The sequence below is a fragment of the Halomonas sp. SpR8 genome (assembly GCF_031010195.1).
GTDB lineage: Bacteria > Pseudomonadota > Gammaproteobacteria > Pseudomonadales > Halomonadaceae > Vreelandella.
The window spans coordinates 413,574-432,321 of record NZ_JAUAMC010000002.1 but is presented as its reverse complement, the minus strand read 5'-3'; the positions used below and the strand labels follow the sequence as shown (position 1 = coordinate 432,321).

General features: G+C 56.6%; 19 protein-coding genes and 1 tRNA gene. 4 read left to right on the top strand and 16 right to left on the bottom strand.

Features of this window, described 5'->3' with window-relative positions:
• Positions 1-13: 13 nt before the first annotated feature.
• The 10 genes from ispG to trmJ form a co-directional block, all read right to left on the bottom strand.
• Positions 14-1,129, bottom strand: a complete 1,116-nt coding sequence (ispG, locus tag QT230_RS05335) for a flavodoxin-dependent (E)-4-hydroxy-3-methylbut-2-enyl-diphosphate synthase (protein WP_308320548.1) — start codon at positions 1,127-1,129, stop codon at positions 14-16.
• 8 nt (positions 1,130-1,137) lie between these two features.
• Entirely contained in the window at positions 1,138-2,157 is a 1,020-nt protein-coding gene (locus QT230_RS05330) for a RodZ domain-containing protein (protein ID WP_308320547.1), read from the bottom strand.
• Positions 2,158-2,204: 47 nt separating this feature from the next.
• The gene (gene pilW, locus QT230_RS05325) at positions 2,205-2,939 is read right to left on the bottom strand and encodes a type IV pilus biogenesis/stability protein PilW (protein WP_308320546.1); all 735 of its coding nucleotides are present in this window, start codon (positions 2,937-2,939) and stop codon (positions 2,205-2,207) included.
• A 117-nt stretch (positions 2,940-3,056) separates the two neighbouring features.
• On the bottom strand, positions 3,057-4,256 hold the full coding sequence (gene rlmN, locus QT230_RS05320) for a 23S rRNA (adenine(2503)-C(2))-methyltransferase RlmN (RefSeq protein WP_308320545.1): 1,200 nt from the start codon (positions 4,254-4,256) through the stop codon (positions 3,057-3,059).
• Positions 4,257-4,345: 89 nt separating this feature from the next.
• Positions 4,346-4,771, bottom strand: coding sequence for a nucleoside-diphosphate kinase (gene ndk / locus QT230_RS05315; RefSeq protein WP_308320776.1), 426 nt, complete (start codon positions 4,769-4,771; stop codon positions 4,346-4,348).
• Between the two features lie 190 nt (positions 4,772-4,961).
• Entirely contained in the window at positions 4,962-5,288 is a 327-nt protein-coding gene (locus tag QT230_RS05310; RefSeq protein WP_308320544.1) for an iron-sulfur cluster assembly accessory protein, read from the bottom strand.
• 12 nt (positions 5,289-5,300) lie between these two features.
• Positions 5,301-6,485, bottom strand: a complete 1,185-nt coding sequence (locus QT230_RS05305) for an aminotransferase class V-fold PLP-dependent enzyme (RefSeq protein ID WP_308320543.1) — start codon at positions 6,483-6,485, stop codon at positions 5,301-5,303.
• 37 nt (positions 6,486-6,522) lie between these two features.
• A complete protein-coding gene (locus QT230_RS05300; protein ID WP_308320542.1) occupies positions 6,523-6,990 on the bottom strand; it encodes a Fe-S cluster assembly transcription factor in 468 nt (155 codons plus the stop codon).
• Positions 6,991-7,068: 78 nt separating this feature from the next.
• Positions 7,069-7,932, bottom strand: a complete 864-nt coding sequence (gene cysE, locus QT230_RS05295) for a serine O-acetyltransferase (protein ID WP_308320541.1) — start codon at positions 7,930-7,932, stop codon at positions 7,069-7,071.
• A gap of 158 nt (positions 7,933-8,090) precedes the next feature.
• On the bottom strand, positions 8,091-8,843 hold the full coding sequence (gene trmJ / locus QT230_RS05290) for a tRNA (cytosine(32)/uridine(32)-2'-O)-methyltransferase TrmJ (protein ID WP_308320540.1): 753 nt from the start codon (positions 8,841-8,843) through the stop codon (positions 8,091-8,093).
• Between the two features lie 209 nt (positions 8,844-9,052).
• Between trmJ and QT230_RS05285 the strand changes: the two genes are divergently transcribed.
• Complete coding sequence (locus QT230_RS05285) at positions 9,053-9,847, top strand: inositol monophosphatase family protein (RefSeq protein WP_308320539.1); 795 nt, start codon at positions 9,053-9,055, stop codon at positions 9,845-9,847.
• Positions 9,848-9,968: 121 nt separating this feature from the next.
• Here the strand turns inward: QT230_RS05285 and secF are convergent, their stop codons facing one another.
• From secF to queA, 5 genes are all read right to left on the bottom strand, one after another.
• Positions 9,969-10,895 (bottom strand): protein translocase subunit SecF, encoded by a 927-nt coding sequence (secF, locus tag QT230_RS05280; RefSeq protein ID WP_308320538.1) that lies wholly within the window; start codon positions 10,893-10,895, stop codon positions 9,969-9,971.
• 79 nt (positions 10,896-10,974) lie between these two features.
• Complete coding sequence (gene secD / locus QT230_RS05275) at positions 10,975-12,828, bottom strand: protein translocase subunit SecD (RefSeq protein WP_308320537.1); 1,854 nt, start codon at positions 12,826-12,828, stop codon at positions 10,975-10,977.
• A gap of 131 nt (positions 12,829-12,959) precedes the next feature.
• A complete protein-coding gene (gene yajC, locus QT230_RS05270; protein ID WP_007111584.1) occupies positions 12,960-13,286 on the bottom strand; it encodes a preprotein translocase subunit YajC in 327 nt (108 codons plus the stop codon).
• Between the two features lie 102 nt (positions 13,287-13,388).
• The gene (gene tgt / locus QT230_RS05265; protein WP_308320536.1) at positions 13,389-14,528 is read right to left on the bottom strand and encodes a tRNA guanosine(34) transglycosylase Tgt; all 1,140 of its coding nucleotides are present in this window, start codon (positions 14,526-14,528) and stop codon (positions 13,389-13,391) included.
• Positions 14,529-14,584: 56 nt separating this feature from the next.
• On the bottom strand, positions 14,585-15,616 hold the full coding sequence (gene queA, locus QT230_RS05260) for a tRNA preQ1(34) S-adenosylmethionine ribosyltransferase-isomerase QueA (RefSeq protein WP_308320535.1): 1,032 nt from the start codon (positions 15,614-15,616) through the stop codon (positions 14,585-14,587).
• Positions 15,617-15,730: 114 nt separating this feature from the next.
• On the opposite strand from queA, the gene QT230_RS05255 reads away from it, so the two are divergent.
• Positions 15,731-15,817: transfer RNA gene (locus QT230_RS05255), tRNA-Leu, on the top strand.
• Between the two features lie 119 nt (positions 15,818-15,936).
• Here QT230_RS05255 and QT230_RS05250 read toward each other — a convergent pair.
• Complete coding sequence (locus QT230_RS05250; RefSeq protein WP_308320534.1) at positions 15,937-17,286, bottom strand: glycosyltransferase; 1,350 nt, start codon at positions 17,284-17,286, stop codon at positions 15,937-15,939.
• Positions 17,287-17,474: 188 nt separating this feature from the next.
• Here QT230_RS05250 and QT230_RS05245 point away from each other — a divergent pair, with 188 nt between their 5' ends.
• Both QT230_RS05245 and QT230_RS05240 read left to right on the top strand, forming a co-directional pair.
• Entirely contained in the window at positions 17,475-18,242 is a 768-nt protein-coding gene (locus QT230_RS05245; protein ID WP_308320533.1) for an AraC family transcriptional regulator, read from the top strand.
• A 149-nt stretch (positions 18,243-18,391) separates the two neighbouring features.
• Entirely contained in the window at positions 18,392-18,748 is a 357-nt protein-coding gene (locus QT230_RS05240; RefSeq protein ID WP_308320532.1) for a RidA family protein, read from the top strand.

The following is an 18,748-nucleotide window of genomic DNA, read 5'->3' as shown; positions in this document are numbered from 1 at the left end:
GCCCCAGAGGTTTTTATACGCTGCGGGCAATCATAGCGTCTTGCTGCTGCTGTTTTTCACGTACTTTGTCGCGAATCAGCTTCTCCAGATCGTCTACCAGATGGTCGTTGCGCAGCTTGCTGGCCGGCTTGCCATCGATATACACCAGGTTGGCGGGGCTGCCGCCAGTGAGGCCAATATCGGTCTCTTTGGCTTCGCCGGGGCCGTTGACTACGCAGCCAATCACCGAGACGTTGAGCGGCGTCATAACGTCTTCCAACCGCTCTTCGAGCTGATTCATAGTGCTAATAACGTCGAAGTTCTGGCGCGAGCAACTGGGGCAGGCAATAAAGTTAATGCCTTTAGAGCGTAGCTTGAGGCTTCTGAGCATATCAAAGCCGACTTTAATCTCTTCCACCGGGTCTGCCGCCAGCGACACGCGTATCGTGTCGCCAATGCCATCCATCAGCAGCATGCCCAAGCCAATCGAGGATTTGACCGTGCCCGAGCGCAGCCCACCGGCTTCGGTAATGCCTAAGTGCAGCGGCTGTTCAATACGCGCCGCCAAGTCACGGTAGGCGGCCACGGCCATAAACACATCTGAGGCTTTTACGCTGACTTTAAAGTCGGGGAAGTCGAGACGATCAAGGTAGTCGATGTGGCGCATGGCGGATTCCACCAGCGCCGCTGGCGTGGGCTCGCCATACTTTTTCTGCAGGTCTTTTTCCAACGAGCCAGCGTTGACGCCGATGCGAATTGGAATGCCGTTGTCCCTGGCTGCGCTGACAACGGCATGCACGCGGTCTTCACGGCCGATGTTGCCAGGATTGATACGCAGGCAGTCGACGCCAAGTTCGGCGACGCGCAGGGCAATTTTATAATCGAAATGGATATCAGCAACGAGCGGTACATTGGCCTGCTTTTTGATTTGGCCAAAGGCTTCTGCGGCGTCCATATCGGGCACCGAGACGCGTACGATATCCGCACCAGCTTTTTCCAACTGCTGAATTTGTGCCACGGTGGCAGCAACGTCCAGGGTGTTGGTGTTGGTCATGCTTTGAACGGCAATGGGCGCATCACCGCCCACCGCGACGTTTCCGACCTGAATCTGGCGGGAATGGCGGCGTTTTATCGGAGAAGGGGCGTGCATAGGACGGATCACTCTCCCAGGGTAAATCGGGCAACATTGTTGGCGCCTGCACGGGCGAGAAGGTCAACTTCCTCACCTTGATAGCGCAGCTCAACGCCGGTGGCATTGCCCACGGTTAAACGAAAGGGCGGCTCGCCTTCGACGCTTGTCGAGGTGCCTGGCGTTTGCAGGCCAACGAAGACGCGCTGATTGTTGGCATCGAAAATTTCAGTCCATGACTGCTCGTTAAAGGTTAGCTCAAGGATATTGGCATTGGTGGTCTCAGCTGTGGCCGTTTGCTCGCCGTCCGCGCTGCTTTGATCTTCACTGGCCTGTTCTTCACTGGCTCGTTCAGTACTGCTCAGCTCAGCGTTTTCATCGGTATTGGTATCACTTTCCGGCGCGGGTTCGTCGAGACCAGCAACGGCGTTTGCATTTTCTTCACTGCCTGATGCCGGTGCCTCTGTAGCCGAAGGCATGACGTTGGTGGCATTGCTTGGCAGCGCCGCGCTTTCGTCCCCGCTGGTGAAGCTAGAGCTTGCTTCATCGTTCTCGTCTGCAGGCTCGGCTTGTTCTCTGGAGGTGTCCTCGGTCGAGGTCGTGCCAACGCTCGGCGGCTCATTGCCGCCGCGGCTTTGCCACCACATCACGGTCACCGCAATCAGTCCAACAATCACCAGTAGGGTCACCAGCTTAAACAGCCAGTCGCCCACGCGTGAAGGCGGCTTTGCAGTGGAAACCATGGAGACTTTGCGTTCGGTATCCGTGGTGCCGTTGTGAGCTTGATACGCTTCAAGCACTAAACGGTCATCCATGCCGAGATATTTTGCGTAAGCGCGCAGGTAGCCGCGCCGATAAGCGGCAACAGGGATTTCTTGATAGTTATCCTGCTCAAGCCCTGCCACTACTGCGGGGCGCAAATTTAACGCCCGAGCGGCATCGGTGAGTGGAACGCCAAGCTGTTCGCGCTGATGAGATAGAAGTTCACCAGGCGTAGCGGTGGTGTTAGGGCTACCAATGACGTTTTCTTGTGACTGTGTATCGCTCATGGCTGAGCATCCTTCATTAAATAAGCGGTGATCAGGGCGTTAATCAATCAGTCATTGCCAAGCAGGCGCTGGTAGTCGGCGGCGTCACTATGCTCGCCGCGCGCTTGGGCGATATCGACCGCCATTTCCAATGCCGCTTGGTTGGGCTCGGCGAGTTGCAAATACGTTTGCAGCGGTGCCCAGGCCTGAGGGTAATTGCCCTGCGAATATTCGAGTTCGGCTAACATTAAATAACCGCGTGGATTACGCGGATCGATACTTTGCGCACGCTCCAAGCGAGCGCGCGATTTATCAAATTCTTCCAGCGCCAGGTAACACTGCCCTAAATTAGTAAATAGCTGGGCACGGTTGGCGTACTGGGCATCTTCTGATGCGGTTTCTAACTGCTCACAGGCGGCGTTGAACTGGCCCTGACTGTATAAGAACGCCGCATAGTTATTGCGGGCACGAGTGTAGTCAGGTTCGGCGTCCACTGCCTGTTGAAAATAGTCGTTGGCAAGCGCACTTTCGCCTTGGCGTTGGTAAACCAGCGCCAGAGCTTGCAGGGCCTCTGCATAGCGCGGGGCTATTTCCAGCGCCCGGTCCAACGCGTTGAGTGCACGGGGTAGATTGTCGCGCTCCAGATAGGCGACGCCAAGCTGGGTATAGGCGTCTGCCGCCGCGGGGTTGCTCTGCGGTGAGAGAGAGTTGGACGAGGCACAGCCGGCTAGCCACAGGCTACCGATAAGCACGGTTAGCACGGGCACCCGTGAGGGGTGTTGGCGCCTGCGGTGAGCGATCATGTAAATCCTCTAGTTGAAAACGTCCAACGGCTAATTCGGCAATGCAAATAAAAGCCGTGACCATCAAAGCGCCGTGCTAAGCGGAAGTCAAGATAAGCACGGTTTTCTAGCCATCACCTAGTCCGCATCAAGCTGCACCGACTGGATGTAACGCGCGCTGCGTTTGGTGCGATCCTTTACTCGACCCACGAGCTGACCGCAGGCGGCATCAATATCTTCGCCGCGGGTAGTTCTCACCGTCGCATTGTAGCCCAAGTCGTATAGCCACTGCTGGAAGCGCATCACTTGGTTACGCGAGGGCTTTTCGTACCCCGAGTTGGGGAACGGGTTAAACGGAATCAGGTTGATCTTACACGGCAGTTCTTTAAGTAGTGCGGCAAGCTGCTCGGCGTGCTCCTGCTGATCGTTGACGTCTTTGATCAGCGTGTACTCAATGGTGACCTGACGATTATCCGGGCACTTGGCAAGGTAGCGATGGCAGGCGTCCAGCAGCGCGCGAATATTATATTTGCGGTTGATGGGCACCAGCTCATTGCGCAATTCGTCCGTCGACGCATGCAGCGAAATCGCCAGACTAACGTCCATTTCGTCGCCGAGCTTGTCGATCATCGGCACCACGCCAGAGGTCGACAGCGTTACCCGGCGCTTGGACAGGCCGTAGCCATTGTCGTCGAGCATCAGCTTCATGGCGGGCACCACGTTATCGAAGTTGAGCAGTGGTTCGCCCATGCCCATCATCACCACGTTGGTCACCGGGCGGTTCGCCGTATCTCGCCGCGGGCCAACGCTGCGCTGCGCAACCCAGACCTGGCCGATAATTTCGGCGGCGGTCAAGTTACGCTGAAAACCCTGCTTGCCGGTGGAACAAAAACTACAGTCCAGCGAGCAGCCGACCTGGGATGAGACGCACAGTGTGCGGCGCTTACCGTTCTCGGCTGGAATCAACACCGTTTCTACATAACTGCCGTCTTCCACCTCAAGCACCCACTTACGTGTGCCGTCGCTGGAAGTGCCCTCGTAAACCACCGCCGGGCCACGAATTTCGGCCAGCCGTGCCAGTTTTTCCCGCAGCGCTTTGGAGAGATTCGTCATGGCAGCAAAATCATCGCTGCCTTCCTGGTGAATCCACTTCATTAGCTGCGCAGCGCGAAACTTTTTCTCGCCGATCGACAAGAAGAAAGCTTCCATCTGCTCGCGGGACATGCCAAGCAAATTTTGACGCTCAGGCAACGCTTTTGTGGCAGGCGTGCTGGTAGTGTCTGAGCTAGCGGCGCCAGTGCGTGGGACAGGCGTATGTTGGGCTACATTGGTGGTCATGGCGATCAGCGTTATAGAAAGGGGCGGGGGCAGAGCCCCCGCAAAATGGCCGGCAACTGATGTTGAGACGGCAGCGCTAACGTAACAGCTTAGCGCGGGCAGATTTCGTCGTTGCCAAAGAAGTAGCTAATTTCGCGCTCAGCGCTTTCCGGAGAATCAGAACCATGGACAGCGTTAGCGTCGATTGTTTCCGCAAAATCGGCGCGAATGGTGCCGGGGGCCGCTTCTTTTGGGTTTGTTGCACCCATTAGATCACGGTTTTTAGCAATCGCGCCTTCACCTTCCAGCACTTGAACAACGACCGGGCCAGAGGTCATGAAACCGACCAGATCTTTAAAGAACGGGCGCTCTTTGTGTTCTGCGTAGAAGCCGCCAGCTTTCTCTTCAGAGAGATGAACCATTTTGGCAGCAACGACGTTTAAGCCAGCATTTTCAAAGCGAGCGATGATCTCGCCGATAGCATTTTTAGCAACTGCATCGGGCTTGATAATAGAAAGAGTGCGTTCGGTAGCCATGTTGATGAATTCCTTCATAAAAAGGTTAAGCAAAAATTGCCGCCACAGAAAGCCATGGCGGCCCAGAGAATAATTCGGCTTAGGGTAGTGTTTGAGCTACCCCGGCTGCCTGATGTTGGATATCTAGGGGCGCGATTATAGCGCTTAAGCCGGGGGATGAATACCGGTGATGGAAGCTGACGGGTAAAGGTTAGACGGTAAAGCTTTCGCCACAGCCGCACTCATCTTTAACGTTAGGATTGTTGAAGCGGAAAAAGCGGTTTAACCCTTCGCTAACGTAATCCACTTCGCTGCCGTTGAGCATTTCGACCGCATCGGGGGCGACATAAACGCTGGCCCCGTGTGCCTCAAAATGCACCTCTTCTTCGCTAACGGTATCGGCAAAATCGAGCACGTAGCTGTAGCCAGAACAGCCGCTGGGCTTAACTGAAACGCGTAAGCCAAGTCCTTGACCGCGCTCGTCAAGTACGTGGCGAATCTGTTGTGCGGCAGCCGGGGTAATATTAAGTGTTGCCATGAGGCGTCCTCCTTAAAAAGTGTCAGCCGCTTTGCGTGGCGGTGTACGTAAACCGCTCACCGCATGGCGTATGAGCGTTAGCGCATGATCAATCTCGGCGCTAGTGGTAAAGCGCCCGAAGCTAAAGCGCAGCGACGAAAGAGCCAGCGAGCGTGGCGTGCCGATACCCAGCAGCACGTAAGACGGGTCGACGCTGGCCGAGTTGCACGCCGAGCCGGTGGACACCGCCACATCGCGCAGTGCCATTAGCAGCGATTCGCCGTCGACGCCCTCAAACGCCAGGTTGAGAATGTTAGGTACAGCGTTGTCTAGCGGCGTGTTGGCAAAAACGCCCTCGACACCTTCAAGTCCGCGCAAAAAGCGCTGCTGTAGATGGGTAATATGGGCGATATCGTCGGCATGCTGCTGGTGCACTATTGTGAAGGCTTCGCCCATGCCGGCAATTTGATGCGTTGGTAAGGTGCCCGAACGCATGCCCCGTTCGTGGCCGCCCCCGTGGATCAGTGCCTCAACGCGTATATCCGGATGGCGCTTCACATACAGCGCCCCTACGCCTTTGGGACCGTAGGTTTTATGGCCGGATAGCGACATCAGATCAATCTGCTGGGCTACGACGTCTAACGGAATACGCCCCACCGCCTGGGCAGCATCGGTATGGAAGGCCGCGCCAAACTCATGGACAATTTCCGCCAGAGCCGCGATATCGTTGATGCTGCCCAGCTCGTTGTTAACCGCCATAAGCGAAACAAGCGCAGTATCGTCGCGCATTACCGCGCGTAGCTGCTCAGGTTGAATGCAGCCATCCCGGTCAGGCTTGAGCCAAGTGACCTCAAAGCCCTCTTTTTCCAGCGCAAGGGCGGTATCTACCACCGCTTTGTGCTCAATGGTCGAGGTGACTAAGTGCAAACCGCGCTCGCGGTTGGCGCGCATAAAGCCAATCAGCGCTAGGTTATCAGCCTCTGTCGCGCCGCTGGTCCAGACAATCTCTCTCGGGTCGGCACCAATCGCGTCGGCCACTTGGCGACGGGCTTGCTCAATGACTTGCTCTGCCTGCCAGCCCAGCATATGGCTGCGCGAAGCCGGATTGGCGAACAACTGATCAACTGTCAGGTAGCGCTGCATAACCTCAACCACACGGGCATCCACTGGGTTGGTAGCAGCGTAATCCAAGTAGATGGGCAGCGTGGGTGTGGTCATTGTCACGTTCCGGCAGTTATCAATCAGGTTTAATTCATCATTGTGAAGAAGCGAGAATACCCGCCTCGGCGCGCTGTTTCTGTCGCGATGCAATACGTATGACATCAGGACGCAGCATCAGTTGTGCTAACGTCATATCGTCAAAAAAGTGGCGAATCTGTACGGAAAGCTCGCACCATAAATGGTGTGTTAGGCAGATGTCGCCCTGCTGACAATCGGAAAGACCCTGGCAGCGCGTGGCATCGACGCTTTCATTCACCGCGTCGATCACCTTGGAAACGCTTATTTCATCCGGTGGCTGTGAGAGCAGATACCCGCCGCCGGGGCCACGCACGCTATCGACCAAGCCTGCACGACGCAGGCGAGCGAAAAGTTGCTCTAAATAGGAGAGCGATATCTCCTGGCGCTGGGAGATATCGCTCAGGCTGGTTGGGCCGTTGTGGGCATGCAAGGCTAGATCGAGCATGGCGGTAACGGCGTAACGGCCTTTAGTGGTCAAGCGCATGGCAAGCCCCTCGACGCTGAACGCTCAGCGTACTGACGGCAAATGTAGCGCCATTATGGGAAAACCTGAGTGCTTTGGTCAACCATTACGCGGTGGCGGCGTTTCTTGCTCACTGGCCAACGCCTCTACCGAGTGCTTGCCAACACCGGAGCAACCGATATCGTTTTCGTCCAGAATATCGGCAAAATCTTCATCACGCAGCGCCGGAAGCTGGCCATCACGGTAGTTGTCATCCAGCTTGCGCAGGGTCGAGCACATGCGCTCGATGCGCTCATCCACTGCGTGCATATGATCGAGCATCGCCTGCATTGAGCGGGCTACTGGGTCGGGCATATCCTGGCTGACGCCATAGGCATCAAAGCCAAATTTCTGGCAGATAGCTTCACGGCGGGCCGGATCGACGTCCAGCGCTTCTTCCACATCGGGGTCGGCGCGTTTAACAATTTTGCCGGGAATGCCGACAACGGTAGCTCTCGGTGGTACTTCTTTTGTTACCACCGCGTTGGAGCCGATTTTGGCTCCGGCACCGACCGTAAAGGGCCCTAAAATTTTAGCGCCCGCACCAACAATAACGCCATCGCCCAGGGTCGGGTGGCGCTTGCCTTTGCTCCAGCTGGTGCCGCCCAGGGTGACTCCTTGGTAGAGCGTCACGTTATTGCCGACCAGCGCCGTTTCGCCAATCACCACGCCCATGCCGTGATCGATAAAAAACCGACGCCCAATGGTGGCACCTGGATGAATTTCTATCCCGGTCAGCCAGCGTGAAAACGTCGATAGCGTCCGCGCCAGCCATTTGAGGTTTTTTTTCCACAGCCAGTGGCCGCAGCGATGCAGCAGTAGGGCGTGCAGGCCGGGGTAGTTGGTCAGCACCTCAAGGAAATTACGTGCGGCCGGGTCGCGGTCAAATACGCTGTTGATGTCTTCACGTAGACGTTGAAACATGAGGTGTTCCTTGGCGTTAAAGGGCGGCGTCTGGCTATTGAAATATCAGGACTGAAATATCACTGATTCTTAAAGTATCAATAGTGGAATCACGTTAAGAATAGCGAAGTTGGGGCGTGCAGCGTCAACTTCAAGTTTAACGCTGCTGCTCTCATTGCTTACGGCTTGGGTGGCTTGGTGTTCGCCGCCTTCTCGGTGGCCGACAGAATTCCGCGCAGAATATTCATTTCCATACGCTCCGGGCGGGCGCGCAGGTAGAGGCGGCGCAGTCTCGCCATTAGTTGCCGCGGCTGATCCGGGTCGTGAAAATCGATGCCAATCAGCGTGCGCTCCAAGTGTTCAAAATAGCGCTCAAGCTCAGCATGGGTGGCCAGATCATCGTCAGCATTAGTTTCGACTGCGGGTGCGTCAGCTTGGCTTAACCAGGCCATGCGACACTCGTAGGCGAGTACTTGCACCGCCGCAGCCAAATTGAGCGAGCTAAAGTCGGCATTGGTGGGTATATGCACATGGGCGTGGCAGCGCTGCAGCTCGGCGTTGGTCAGGCCGCTGTCTTCGCGCCCGAATACCAGCGCCACGCGGGACTCGGCAGTCTGGCACTCGGCGGGCAGGCGGTCGGCCAACTCCCTGGGCGAGAGCATCGGCCAAGGCAGGGTGCGCGAGCGCGCACTGGCACCCACCGCCAGGGTGCAGTCCGCCACTGCGTCTTCCAATGTAGCGTGGACATTGGCTTGATGAAGCAGGTGGTCTGCGCCGGAGGCACGGGAAATGCTGTCCTGGGTAATCGCCTCGCAGCGGGGAGCGACAAGGGCCAAATCAGCTAAGCCCATATTGTGCATGGCGCGTGCCACGCCGCCGATGTTGCCAGGATGGCTGGTGCCGATTAAAACAATGCGAATGCGTTCAAGCATGATAGGGCCCGGTGAAATAGTACTTTGAAATAGTACTTTGAAATAGTGCTCTGAAATAGTGCTCGGTAAATAGGCGTAAAATGCGCAGTCTAGCATGAGTCGATGGCATGCCCGAGAGCGGTCTGCTAGAATTGCGCGCCAAAGGCGGATATTGCGCCAACCTATCATTAGCTTCACGTTCTTTAACATCACTGTGACAAGGCCCAACCATGAATCCGATGGTCCAATTTACGTTGCGCGCAGCGCGCAGCGCTGTTGAGCACTTCCTGCGTGTACGCGAACGTATTGAAAACGCCCACGATGAATTTAACCTTGACCGCCTGCTCGATGAGACGGCGCGCAAGGCCGAAGCGACGATTGTTCAACAGTTGGAACGCGGTTATCCCCAGCACGGCGTTACCGGTCGCTTTACCCCTCATCGCTCGGGAGAAGGGGAAGGCGTGGATATCGTTTGGAAGATTGAACCGATGCACGGCTATTCCAATTTAGCCGTGGCCGGTAAGGGCTTTGCACTCTCAGTGGTGTGTCTTATCAAAGGTCGTCCCGAGCACGCGGTGATTGTCTGTCCGTTCGCCGACGACGAATATATCGCTAGCCGCGGCCGTGGCGCTCAGCACAACGACAAGCGCATGCGCGTTAGCAAACCGACGGCTATCAGCGGTACGCGTTTGGCCATGAGTCTACCGGAAGCGTGGCTGCGCACGCGTCATCTACCCGCTTATTTGACCGTCTCCCAGCAACTTGCCCCCCAGGTAGAAACCTTGCTGGCCACTGGTTGTGGGCTGCTGGATCTATGTGAACTGGCCTGTGGCCGCGTCGACAGTGCGTTCGTGCTGGGTCTTGAAGAGCAAGATATGCAGGTGGGAACACTGTTCCTGAAAGAGGCAGGTGCATTGATGGGAACGCCAGATGGCCAGCCTGCAGTGAAAGTAGAAGGCCAATTAATGGCTGCTGGGCCGCGTCTTTATAAAGCGTTGACCAAGCAGCTAACGCCACACTTCTGAACGGCGCCAATTAAGTCGCCTACATGTCAGCTCTCTACGGCGGCGAATAAAAAATGCCCCTGCTGGGAAACCAGCAGGGGCTTTTTTGTGGGCAGAAGAAGTTTGTTAAGCAGAGGCGCCGTTAAGGCAGCTCTTCCTCTTCTTCGTCGAGCTCTTTCTTGGTGGGGATCAAGTCTTCACGCGACAGTTTCAGCGGTAGCAACAGCGCCGCGGCAATATAGATAGACGAGAACGTACCCACCACAATGCCAACCAGTAGCGCAATGGCGAAGTTCTCGATCATATCCCCGCCAAGCAGCAGCAGCGCGAGCAGTACCAGTACGGTAGTGCCCGACGTTGCCAGCGTGCGCGATAGCGTGGCGTTAATTGCTTCGTTGAAGATCTGCGGCATGTCGTCGATCCGCGAAGTGCGGATGGCTTCGCGGACGCGATCGTAAACCACGATGGTATCGTTCAGCGAGTAGCCGATTACCGCCAGGATAGCCGCCAGCACGGTGAGGTCGAAGTCGAGCTGAAACAGCGCAAAAATACCCACCACGATGATTACATCGTGCATCAAAGCAAGCAACGCTCCAATCGCAAACTTGTACTGAAAGCGGAAGGCGACGTAAAGCATCACCACGCCCAGGGCCACCAGCAGGCCAAGTCCGCTTTGGTCGCGTAGTTGGTCACCTACCTGGGAGCCAACAAATTCAGAGCGCACAAGGTCCACGCTAGCGCCACTGGAACGCAGTAGGTTTACGACCTCGCCACCCACATCGGCGTCAAACGCCTGCTGAAGACGAATCAATACTTCAGTGGATGCCCCAAAGGTTTGCACGGAGACATCTTGGAAGCCGCTGTCTTCAAGCAGAACACGAATAGCATCCAGAGAGGGCGCTGCGCCGTAGCGTACCTCAATCAGTGTGCCGCCAGTAAAATCCAGCCCGAAGTTAAGCTGTTGAAATATGATGGCAGCAATCGACACTATTAGCATCGCAGCGGAGACGATATAGGCAAGTTTGCGCCGCCCCATAAAGTCGATTTGCAGGTGTGATAGGGGTTTCATTACCACCTCTTAAGTTCTGGGCTAAGCACGTGGTTTAGATCCATGCTCTTCAAATCCATGCTCTTCAAATCCATGTTCTTCAAATCCATAGCTTTTTGACGGGTTTGCTGCCATAGGCCAAGTTGACCATGGCGCGAGTCACCATTAGCGCGGTGAACAGTGACGTCAAAATGCCGATAGAGAGCGTAACGGCAAACCCTTTGACGGGGCCGGTACCAATCGAGAACAGGATAACGGCGACCAGCAGCGTAGTGATGTTGGCGTCGACGATGGAGGTGAAGGCGCGTTCATAGCCCGCCTGAATCGCCTGCTGAACCGACATGCCGTTGCGTAGCTCTTCGCGTATTCGCTCGAAAATCAGCACGTTGGCATCCACCGCCATGCCCAGCGTCAGCACGATACCGGCAATTCCGGGTAGCGTCAGCGTTGCACCCAGCATCGACATTACGGCGACCAGCAGCGTTAAGTTCAGCGCCAGTGCAATGTTGGCGAACACCCCAAATACCTTGTAGCGCACCAGCATAAACAGCACGACCAGCAGTAGGCCGATCTGGACTGATAGCAAACCACGCTCAATGTTTTCAGCACCCAGGCTTGGCCCAATGGTGCGTTCTTGCACGAAGTAGATGGGTGCCGCAAGGGAGCCCGAACGCAGCAGCAGCGCCAGTTCAGCGGCTTCCGTGGGTGAGTCCAGGCCAGTGATTCGGAAACTGTTGCCTAGCGCGCTTTGAATCGTCGCCAGGCTAATCAGGCCGCGCTCAACGTAGGGCTCGCGCTCAATGGTCTCTTCGCCCGTTTCCGGGTCGGTGACCACCGTGTCTTCGCTTTTATGCTCAATAAACAGCACCGCCATATTGCGGCCGATATTGGTGCGCGTGGCACGGTTCATCAGCGTGCCGCCGGTGCCATCCAGATCGATATTGACCTGCGGGCGACCATTTTCGTCAAAGCTGTTGCTGGCACTGGAAACGCTGTCACCGGTAATAATCACATCGCGCATTAGCTCAGCAGAGCGCGATGGCTCATTACGAAATGTCAGGGTTTCCGTTTCGTTGTCCGGAGTGTCATTACGTGCTTCCAGGCGGAATTCCAGATTCGCTGTCGCACCGACAATGCGTTTAGCTGCGACGGTATCCTGGATGCCCGGCAGCTCTACGACGATCTGGTTGGGGCCTTGGCGCTGCACCATGGGCTCAGCCACACCCAGTTCGTTGACACGATTGCGCAGGGTGGTCAGGTTCTGGTTGATCGCGTAGTCCTGAATTTCGTTGACCGATTGATCGCTAAGCGTCATCACCAGCGTGGAGGAGCGACCATCGCCCTCGCTGCTGTATTCAAAGTCAGGGAAGTCACGGCTGATCAGGCGCCGCGCTGTATCGCGGTCTTCAGTGCTGGCAAAATCAATCGACAGCGAGCGTTCTTCGACATCGGTATTGCGGTAGCGGATCCGCTCACTGCGTAGCAGCTCACGCATGGCGCTGGCGTTAACCTCCATACGCTGGGTAAGCGCGGCGTCCATATCCACTTCGAGCATGAAGTGCACACCGCCGCGTAAATCAAGGCCCAGTGTCATGGGCGAGGCGGAGAACGCCTGTAGCCATTCGGGGGTGGCTTCGGCGAGGTTCAGCGCTACCGTTGCTTCACCGTCCAACAGGTCAGCGGCAATGTCGCGTGCGGGGAGTTGATCATCGTCGTGGCGCAAGCGAATGAGCCACTGTCCGTTCTCTTCTTCGAGCGCTTTGATCGCGATACCGTTTTCGCTGAGTGCGGTTTCAACACGGTCTATCTGACGCTCATCCAGCGAGTCGCCTTGGGCGCTGCTAATTTGGATAGCGGGATCTGCGGGGAATAGATTGGGAAGCGAGTAGATAAGGCCAACCACCAGGACGACCAGTATCAGTAGATACTTCCACAGGGGGTAACGGTTGAGCATGCAAGCCCTGCCTTCAATTACAAACGGAATGCTGTGCACGGACACGCCGTACACAGCAAAGTTCACCATCATTTATACCATGTCACCCCTGCCGGGGTGGCTGGCACTGGTCGGCAGGGGAGTTACAAAGTTTAGATGGACTTGATGGTGCCTTTAGGCAGTACGGCGGCAACGGCGTTCTTCTGCACGTTAACTTCGGTGCCTTCGGAGATTTCGATGGTCAGGAATTCGTCGCTCACCTTAGTGATACGGCCCACCAAACCGCCGCCAATGACGATTTCATCGCCTTTGTCCAAGTTGGTCACCAACTGCTTGTGCTGCTTGGCGCGTTTGGCCTGGGGGCGCCATAACAGGAAGTAGAAAATCAGCACGAAGCCGACCAGCATGACGATTTGCGCAATACCACCGCCAGCGGCGGCTTCTTGGGCATGGGCTGGTGAGATGAAGAAATCCAGCATTGCAGAGAACTCCTGAGTTAAAAAGCTTAGTTTTAGTAAGGCTTAGAATAAGCGTGGTCAAACAGTTTAAACCACGCGCCAGGGCACGTGGCGATTAATTCGCTAGGGTTGGCTTAGCGGCGGCACCGGCAAGCCGCGCCGTGCATAAAAGCCTTCCACAAAGGCGGTCAATGTACCCGCTTCAATTGCCGCGCGCAAATCAGCCATTACACGCTGGTAGTAGCGTAAGTTGTGGATGGTGTTAAGCATTGAGCCAAGCATTTCATTGCAGCGGTCTAAATGGTGTAGATAGCCCCGCGAGAAGTGCTGACAGGTATGGCAATCACAGCCCTCTTCGAGCGGGCCGGTATCAAACCGGTGCTTGGCGTTGCGAATTTTAACCGTGCCTTCTGAGGTGAACAGATGGCCGTTACGGGCGTTCCGGGTAGGCATCACGCAATCAAACATATCCACCCCGCGGCGCACGCCTTCCACCAAGTCTTCGGGTTTTCCAACGCCCATTAAGTAGCGCGGCTTGTCATCCGGCATCCAGGTGGGCAGGTAATCGAGCACCTTGATCATCTCTTCTTTAGGCTCGCCCACCGAAAGCCCACCAATCGCGAGACCATCAAAGCCGATTTCCAACAGCCCTTTGAGCGAGCGCTCGCGCAGCTCCGGGTGCATGCCGCCCTGAATAATGCCGAACAGCGCGGAAGGTGAGTCGCCGTGGGCATTGCGGGAGCGTTTGGCCCAGCGCAGCGACAGCTCCATGGATTTCTCTGCTTCGTCAAAGGTGGCCGGGTAGGGGGTGCACTCGTCAAAGATCATCACCACGTCGGAGCCCAGCGAGCGCTGCACTGCCATGGACTCTTCCGGGCCCATAAACACTTTGCTGCCATCCACCGGCGAGCGGAAGTGCACGCCCTGCTCAGTGATCTTGCGCGTCTCACCCAGAGAAAAGACCTGAAAGCCGCCGGAGTCGGTGAGTATCGGTTTATCCCACTGGGCAAAGTCGTGCAGGTCGCCGTGGGCTTCGATGACCTCTGTGCCGGGGCGCAGCCACAAATGAAAGGTGTTTCCCAGGATGATTTCAGCGCCAATCTCTTTGACGGAATCCGGCGTCATGCCTTTCACCGTGCCGTAGGTGCCCACTGGCATAAACGCAGGCGTTTCCACCGTGCCGCGGGGGAAGTGAAGGCGGCCACGGCGGGCGCGGCCATCGTCGGCCAAGCGCTCAAAGCGCATAAAGCATTCGTTTCGCATATAAAGTAACTCGTTAAACTCGTTCGTCTGGCGCAACTGTTGTAGAAGGCAGAGGGCTAGCGGGTCAGCAGCATGGCATCGCCATAGCTGAAGAACGCATAGCGCTCGGCCACCGCCCGCTGGTAAGCGTGCATGATGGTGTCATAGCCCACAAAGGAGGAGACCAGCATCAATAGCGTCGATTCAGGTAGATGGAAGTTGGTAATTAAAGCATCCACACAGCGCCACTGATAACCGGGGTAGATGAAGATATCGGTATCGCCGCTATAGGCTGCAATCTGCCCATCGCTGCTCTTCATGCAGGCGCTTTCCAGACAGCGCACGCTGGTGGTGCCCACCGCCACTACGCGCTTGCCCGCGGCCAGCGTATCGCGCACCTGCTGGCAGGTCTCTTCGGTCACTTCAATCCACTCGCTGTGCATATGGTGTTCAAGGATGTTGTCGACGCGCACCGGCTGAAAGGTGCCTGCGCCCACATGCAGGGTCACAAAGGCGCGATTAATGCCTTTATCGGCCAGCGCATCCAGCAGCGGCTGATCAAAATGCAGCCCGGCGGTAGGCGCTGCCACGGCACCATCCCGACGCGCATATACGGTTTGGTAGCGCTCACGGTCGCTCAACTCGTCTTCGCGGGTAATATACGGCGGCAGCGGCATATGGCCGTGCTTTTCCAGTAGCGCGATCATTGGCGTATCGCCCAGAAAGTGCAGCTCGAACAGCGCATCCCGGCGACCTTCCACAATGGCGTGAATGTCACCTTCGAAAATCAGCTCGGTGCCGGGCTTCGGCGATTTGCTCGAACGAATATGCGCCAAGCCACGGTGGGCATCCAGCGGGCGCTCAAGCAGCATCTCCACCTTGCCTCCGCTGGCTTTGTGGCCATGCAGGCGCGCCGGAATCACCCGGGTGTCGTTAAACACCAGCAGGTCGCCTGGCTCCAAAAGCTCAAGCAAATCAGGAAAACGGCGATGCTCAAGCGCACCGCTCTGGCCATCCACGCACAGCAAACGGCAGTCGCTACGCTGCTCAGAAGGGTAGCGAGCAATTAACTCGTCGGGTAGTTCGTAATGAAAATCCGCGCGCTGCATGGGTAATGGCTCTTAACGTTGTTCAAACAGGCGGCATAGGATAGCGCTTTGGATGGATAAAGTCAGTCAATGTGATTGACCTACCTCGAAATTTACGTATACTACGCACGCATTGCCGGTATGGCGGAATTGGTAGACGCAGCGGATTCAAAATCCGCCGCCTTTACGGGTGTGCCAGTTCGAGTCTGGCTACCGGCACCATATTTAAAATCAGGCGCTTAGGCGCCTTTTTTTGTGCCTGCGGTTTGAGTTTTTCTTTCCGGAATGTCTGAATGTGTCCACAAAGTGTCAGCAGCGATTCCGGCGGTCACTTTCTAACACTAACCAAACACTCCGCAGCCAACTTTTCGATAAAGAGCAACCAGCTCTTCTCTCTTGGCGTCTTCGTGCCAACTCGCAGCATAGCTTTGGGCGCGCTCGGCGAGCTGCTGGCGCAGAGCTTCATCACTTAGCAGGCGGTTAATCTTAGTGGCGAAGTCGTCATGATTCTCCTCGGCGATTAGGCAGCCTTCTCGTTCTTTTAATACATCCAGCGTGCCCATCGTGGCGGTGGAGACCACCGGCGTGCCGAGTGCCATTGCTTCCAGCAGTACCAGTCCCTGGGTTTCCGTGCGTGACGCAAAGACGAAAACGTCGGCGGCGCGGTAGGCGGCTTGTAGTGGGCCGTTGCGGTCGAGATAACCGAGAAATAGCACCGACTCTGTCACGCCAAGCTCCTGAGTACGCCGAACAAGCGAGTCATGGGCCGGGCCTTCGCCGGTGATAATCAGCCGGGTGGTAGGGTGTTCGGCTAATACCTTGGGCAGCATATCGATCAGAAAGTCGATGTTCTTCTCAAAGGCGGCGCGGCCTACATAGAGCAGCAGCCGTGCTTCCTGGGACAGCCCGTAGTGAGCCCGAAAGTCGCTTTCATGCTGGGCTCCCTGTGTGTGGCAGAACGACTCCAGCGCCAGGCCGGTAGCAATTACCGTGGTAGGCGTGGTCACGCCGTAGCGATTAAGCGCTTGCTGCATCGCTTGAGAGGGAGCTATTAAGGCGCTGAGCTGTTGGCACTGGTGTACCGACAGCCGCCGTGCGGCCAGGCGTAGCCAGTGTCGCGGAAGCCAGCGAATATAGTGATGAACATACTCCTCAAAAAGCGTGTGGTAGGTCGCGACGACTGGAAGCCCGAGCCGACGACCCAGAGCAACACCAGCATAGTGGGCGGTAAAGGGCGTGTGGACATGAATGAGATCAAACGCCTTGTCTGCCAACTGCGGTGTCAGAGCGAGCAGATCGCGGTAGCGCATCATGCGGTCTTCCGGATCGCCGGGTACCCGGTGTGAGCGGATGCGCAGCACTCCCGGCTCGTCCACTTGGCCCAACGGGTAGTCGGGACAGATCAGCGTGACCGAGTGACCCAGGCGTTCAAGGGCGCCGCGAAAGCTGGCAATGGAGGTGGAAACGCCGTTGACGCGGGGAAAGTAAACATCCGAAATCATCAGTATGTTCATGCTTCCCGGCTGCGTCTCAGCCGTTGAGTGAAACAACGTCAACGCAGATGCCAGCCGCGCCTCGCGGTCAGCTTCGCGCTGTAGGTGGAGAGCATTGCCGTTGGCTAAATGGGTGAGCGCCGCGACTTCCTGGTCATTGAGCGGAGAGTTGAGAGGGGGGCGTCGACGCTGTGGCATGTTGTCTAAACTCTTATGGCAGCTTATTGCCACCCTAACCCGAGTCCATGACTGGTAGATGACAGCTTTTCATCCGCATTGCGCCACTCCGGCAGAGCGTTAACGCACAGTTGGCTACCCCCTCGCTTTTGATCGCCTAGCCGTTTTATAGTGAACGACTCGCATTTGACGAAAGACGGTATTTCACCATGGCCCCTTTTGAGCTGCATAGCCGCAACTTAGCCAAAGAGCAGGTGGCCCATACCCACGATTTTCACCAGCTGATTTTGGCCACCTGCGGCGTCACAGAGCTCTCCATGGAAGGGCAGGGGGAAAGGGTGACCGCCCGCCGTGGCTGTCTGATTCCCTCCTCGCGCCATCACGAGTACCAGGGCGATGGCAGCAACCGTACGTTAGTGCTGGATATTCCCGTGGCCCAGTTAGCTTTGCTTGAGAAGGGCAGCGACATTGAGCGCCTGTTCGATAAACCGCGCTTTTTCAGCGTGCCGCCGGCGTTAAACCAGCTTACCCACGCCCTGGCCAATCAGCTTGAGCAGTGCCCCGCATTGCAGAATGAAATAGCCATCCTGTTGCTCCGCGCGTTGACCATGTATCTGCAGGATGCCACTCCAGCGGTGGCTGGGCAGTTGGGTCAGCACTTCATCAGTGGCCGTCTCGACCTTGCGCGTTTGGATGTCTGGCTGGACCAGCACTTGGCCGATGAGATCCGCGTAGAACAGCTAGCGTCTCTGTGTGCCTTGAGCCCCGGGCACTTTCATAGCTGCTTTCGCGAGCTAACCGGCGTGACGCCGCTGGCGTATGTGCAGCGCAGGCGCTTGGAGCACGCGCGTACGTTAGTCCGTCATAGCACCCTCAGTCTGGGGCATATTGCCATGCTGGTCGGCTTTCGCGACCAAGGCAGTTTCTCCCGTGCCTATCGGCGTTACTTCGAAATTTCTCCCTCCTCAGACCGCTAGCCTCCTTTGGCCGTTAGTTTCCTTCTGAAAGCGGCCTGCATGACTTACGGGCAAACTTGCCGCAGTGTCGGGCAAGTAATTTGCCGATAAGCGCTCTAGTCTCTGAAGAAGCCTTTATGTCATAAGCGCTTCTTTCAAGGAGAAACACCATGGGCGTTACCTATCAAGACAGCAATGCGCGGATGAGCCAATTGGCGATTCACAACGGTACCGTTTACCTGGCTGGCCAAGTACCTGCAGATGCCACGGCGGATATGCGTGGCCAAACTGAACAAGTGCTGGCGCGCATTGATCAACTGCTGGCCCAAGCAGGAACAACCAAAGAGTACCTGCTGTCAGCGCAAATCTGGGTCACCAGCATGGCGGAGTTTGACCAAATGAACGCCGCTTGGGATGCCTGGGTGGTGCCTGGTCGCCCGCCCGTGCGTGCAGCGCTTGAAGCCCAGCTCGCCAAGCCCGAGTGGAAAGTGGAAATCATGGTCATCGCCGCGCTGCCGGAGGCCTGA

Excerpts from the sequence above, each read along its gene's own strand:
- QT230_RS05250 (WP_308320534.1), bottom strand. The coding sequence starts at position 17,286 with ATGCCACAGCGTCGACGCCCCCCTCTCAACTCTCCGCTCAATGACCAG.
- yajC (WP_007111584.1), bottom strand. The coding sequence starts at position 13,286 with ATGCTGGATTTCTTCATCTCACCAGCCCATGCCCAAGAAGCCGCCGCT.
- QT230_RS05330 (WP_308320547.1), bottom strand. The coding sequence starts at position 2,157 with ATGAGCGATACACAGTCACAAGAAAACGTCATTGGTAGCCCTAACACC.
- trmJ (WP_308320540.1), bottom strand. The coding sequence starts at position 8,843 with ATGCTTGAACGCATTCGCATTGTTTTAATCGGCACCAGCCATCCTGGC.
- ispG (WP_308320548.1), bottom strand. The coding sequence starts at position 1,129 with ATGCACGCCCCTTCTCCGATAAAACGCCGCCATTCCCGCCAGATTCAG.
- tgt (WP_308320536.1), bottom strand. The coding sequence starts at position 14,528 with ATGCGAAACGAATGCTTTATGCGCTTTGAGCGCTTGGCCGACGATGGC.
- QT230_RS05240 (WP_308320532.1), top strand. The coding sequence starts at position 18,392 with ATGGGCGTTACCTATCAAGACAGCAATGCGCGGATGAGCCAATTGGCG.
- QT230_RS05245 (WP_308320533.1), top strand. The coding sequence starts at position 17,475 with ATGGCCCCTTTTGAGCTGCATAGCCGCAACTTAGCCAAAGAGCAGGTG.
- QT230_RS05310 (WP_308320544.1), bottom strand. The coding sequence starts at position 5,288 with ATGGCAACACTTAATATTACCCCGGCTGCCGCACAACAGATTCGCCAC.
- QT230_RS05305 (WP_308320543.1), bottom strand. The coding sequence starts at position 6,485 with ATGACCACACCCACGCTGCCCATCTACTTGGATTACGCTGCTACCAAC.
- cysE (WP_308320541.1), bottom strand. The coding sequence starts at position 7,932 with ATGTTTCAACGTCTACGTGAAGACATCAACAGCGTATTTGACCGCGAC.
- QT230_RS05285 (WP_308320539.1), top strand. The coding sequence starts at position 9,053 with ATGAATCCGATGGTCCAATTTACGTTGCGCGCAGCGCGCAGCGCTGTT.
- pilW (WP_308320546.1), bottom strand. The coding sequence starts at position 2,939 with ATGATCGCTCACCGCAGGCGCCAACACCCCTCACGGGTGCCCGTGCTA.
- ndk (WP_308320776.1), bottom strand. The coding sequence starts at position 4,771 with ATGGCTACCGAACGCACTCTTTCTATTATCAAGCCCGATGCAGTTGCT.
- rlmN (WP_308320545.1), bottom strand. The coding sequence starts at position 4,256 with ATGACCACCAATGTAGCCCAACATACGCCTGTCCCACGCACTGGCGCC.
- QT230_RS05300 (WP_308320542.1), bottom strand. The coding sequence starts at position 6,990 with ATGCGCTTGACCACTAAAGGCCGTTACGCCGTTACCGCCATGCTCGAT.
- queA (WP_308320535.1), bottom strand. The coding sequence starts at position 15,616 with ATGCAGCGCGCGGATTTTCATTACGAACTACCCGACGAGTTAATTGCT.
- secF (WP_308320538.1), bottom strand. The coding sequence starts at position 10,895 with ATGAAACCCCTATCACACCTGCAAATCGACTTTATGGGGCGGCGCAAA.
- secD (WP_308320537.1), bottom strand. The coding sequence starts at position 12,828 with ATGCTCAACCGTTACCCCCTGTGGAAGTATCTACTGATACTGGTCGTC.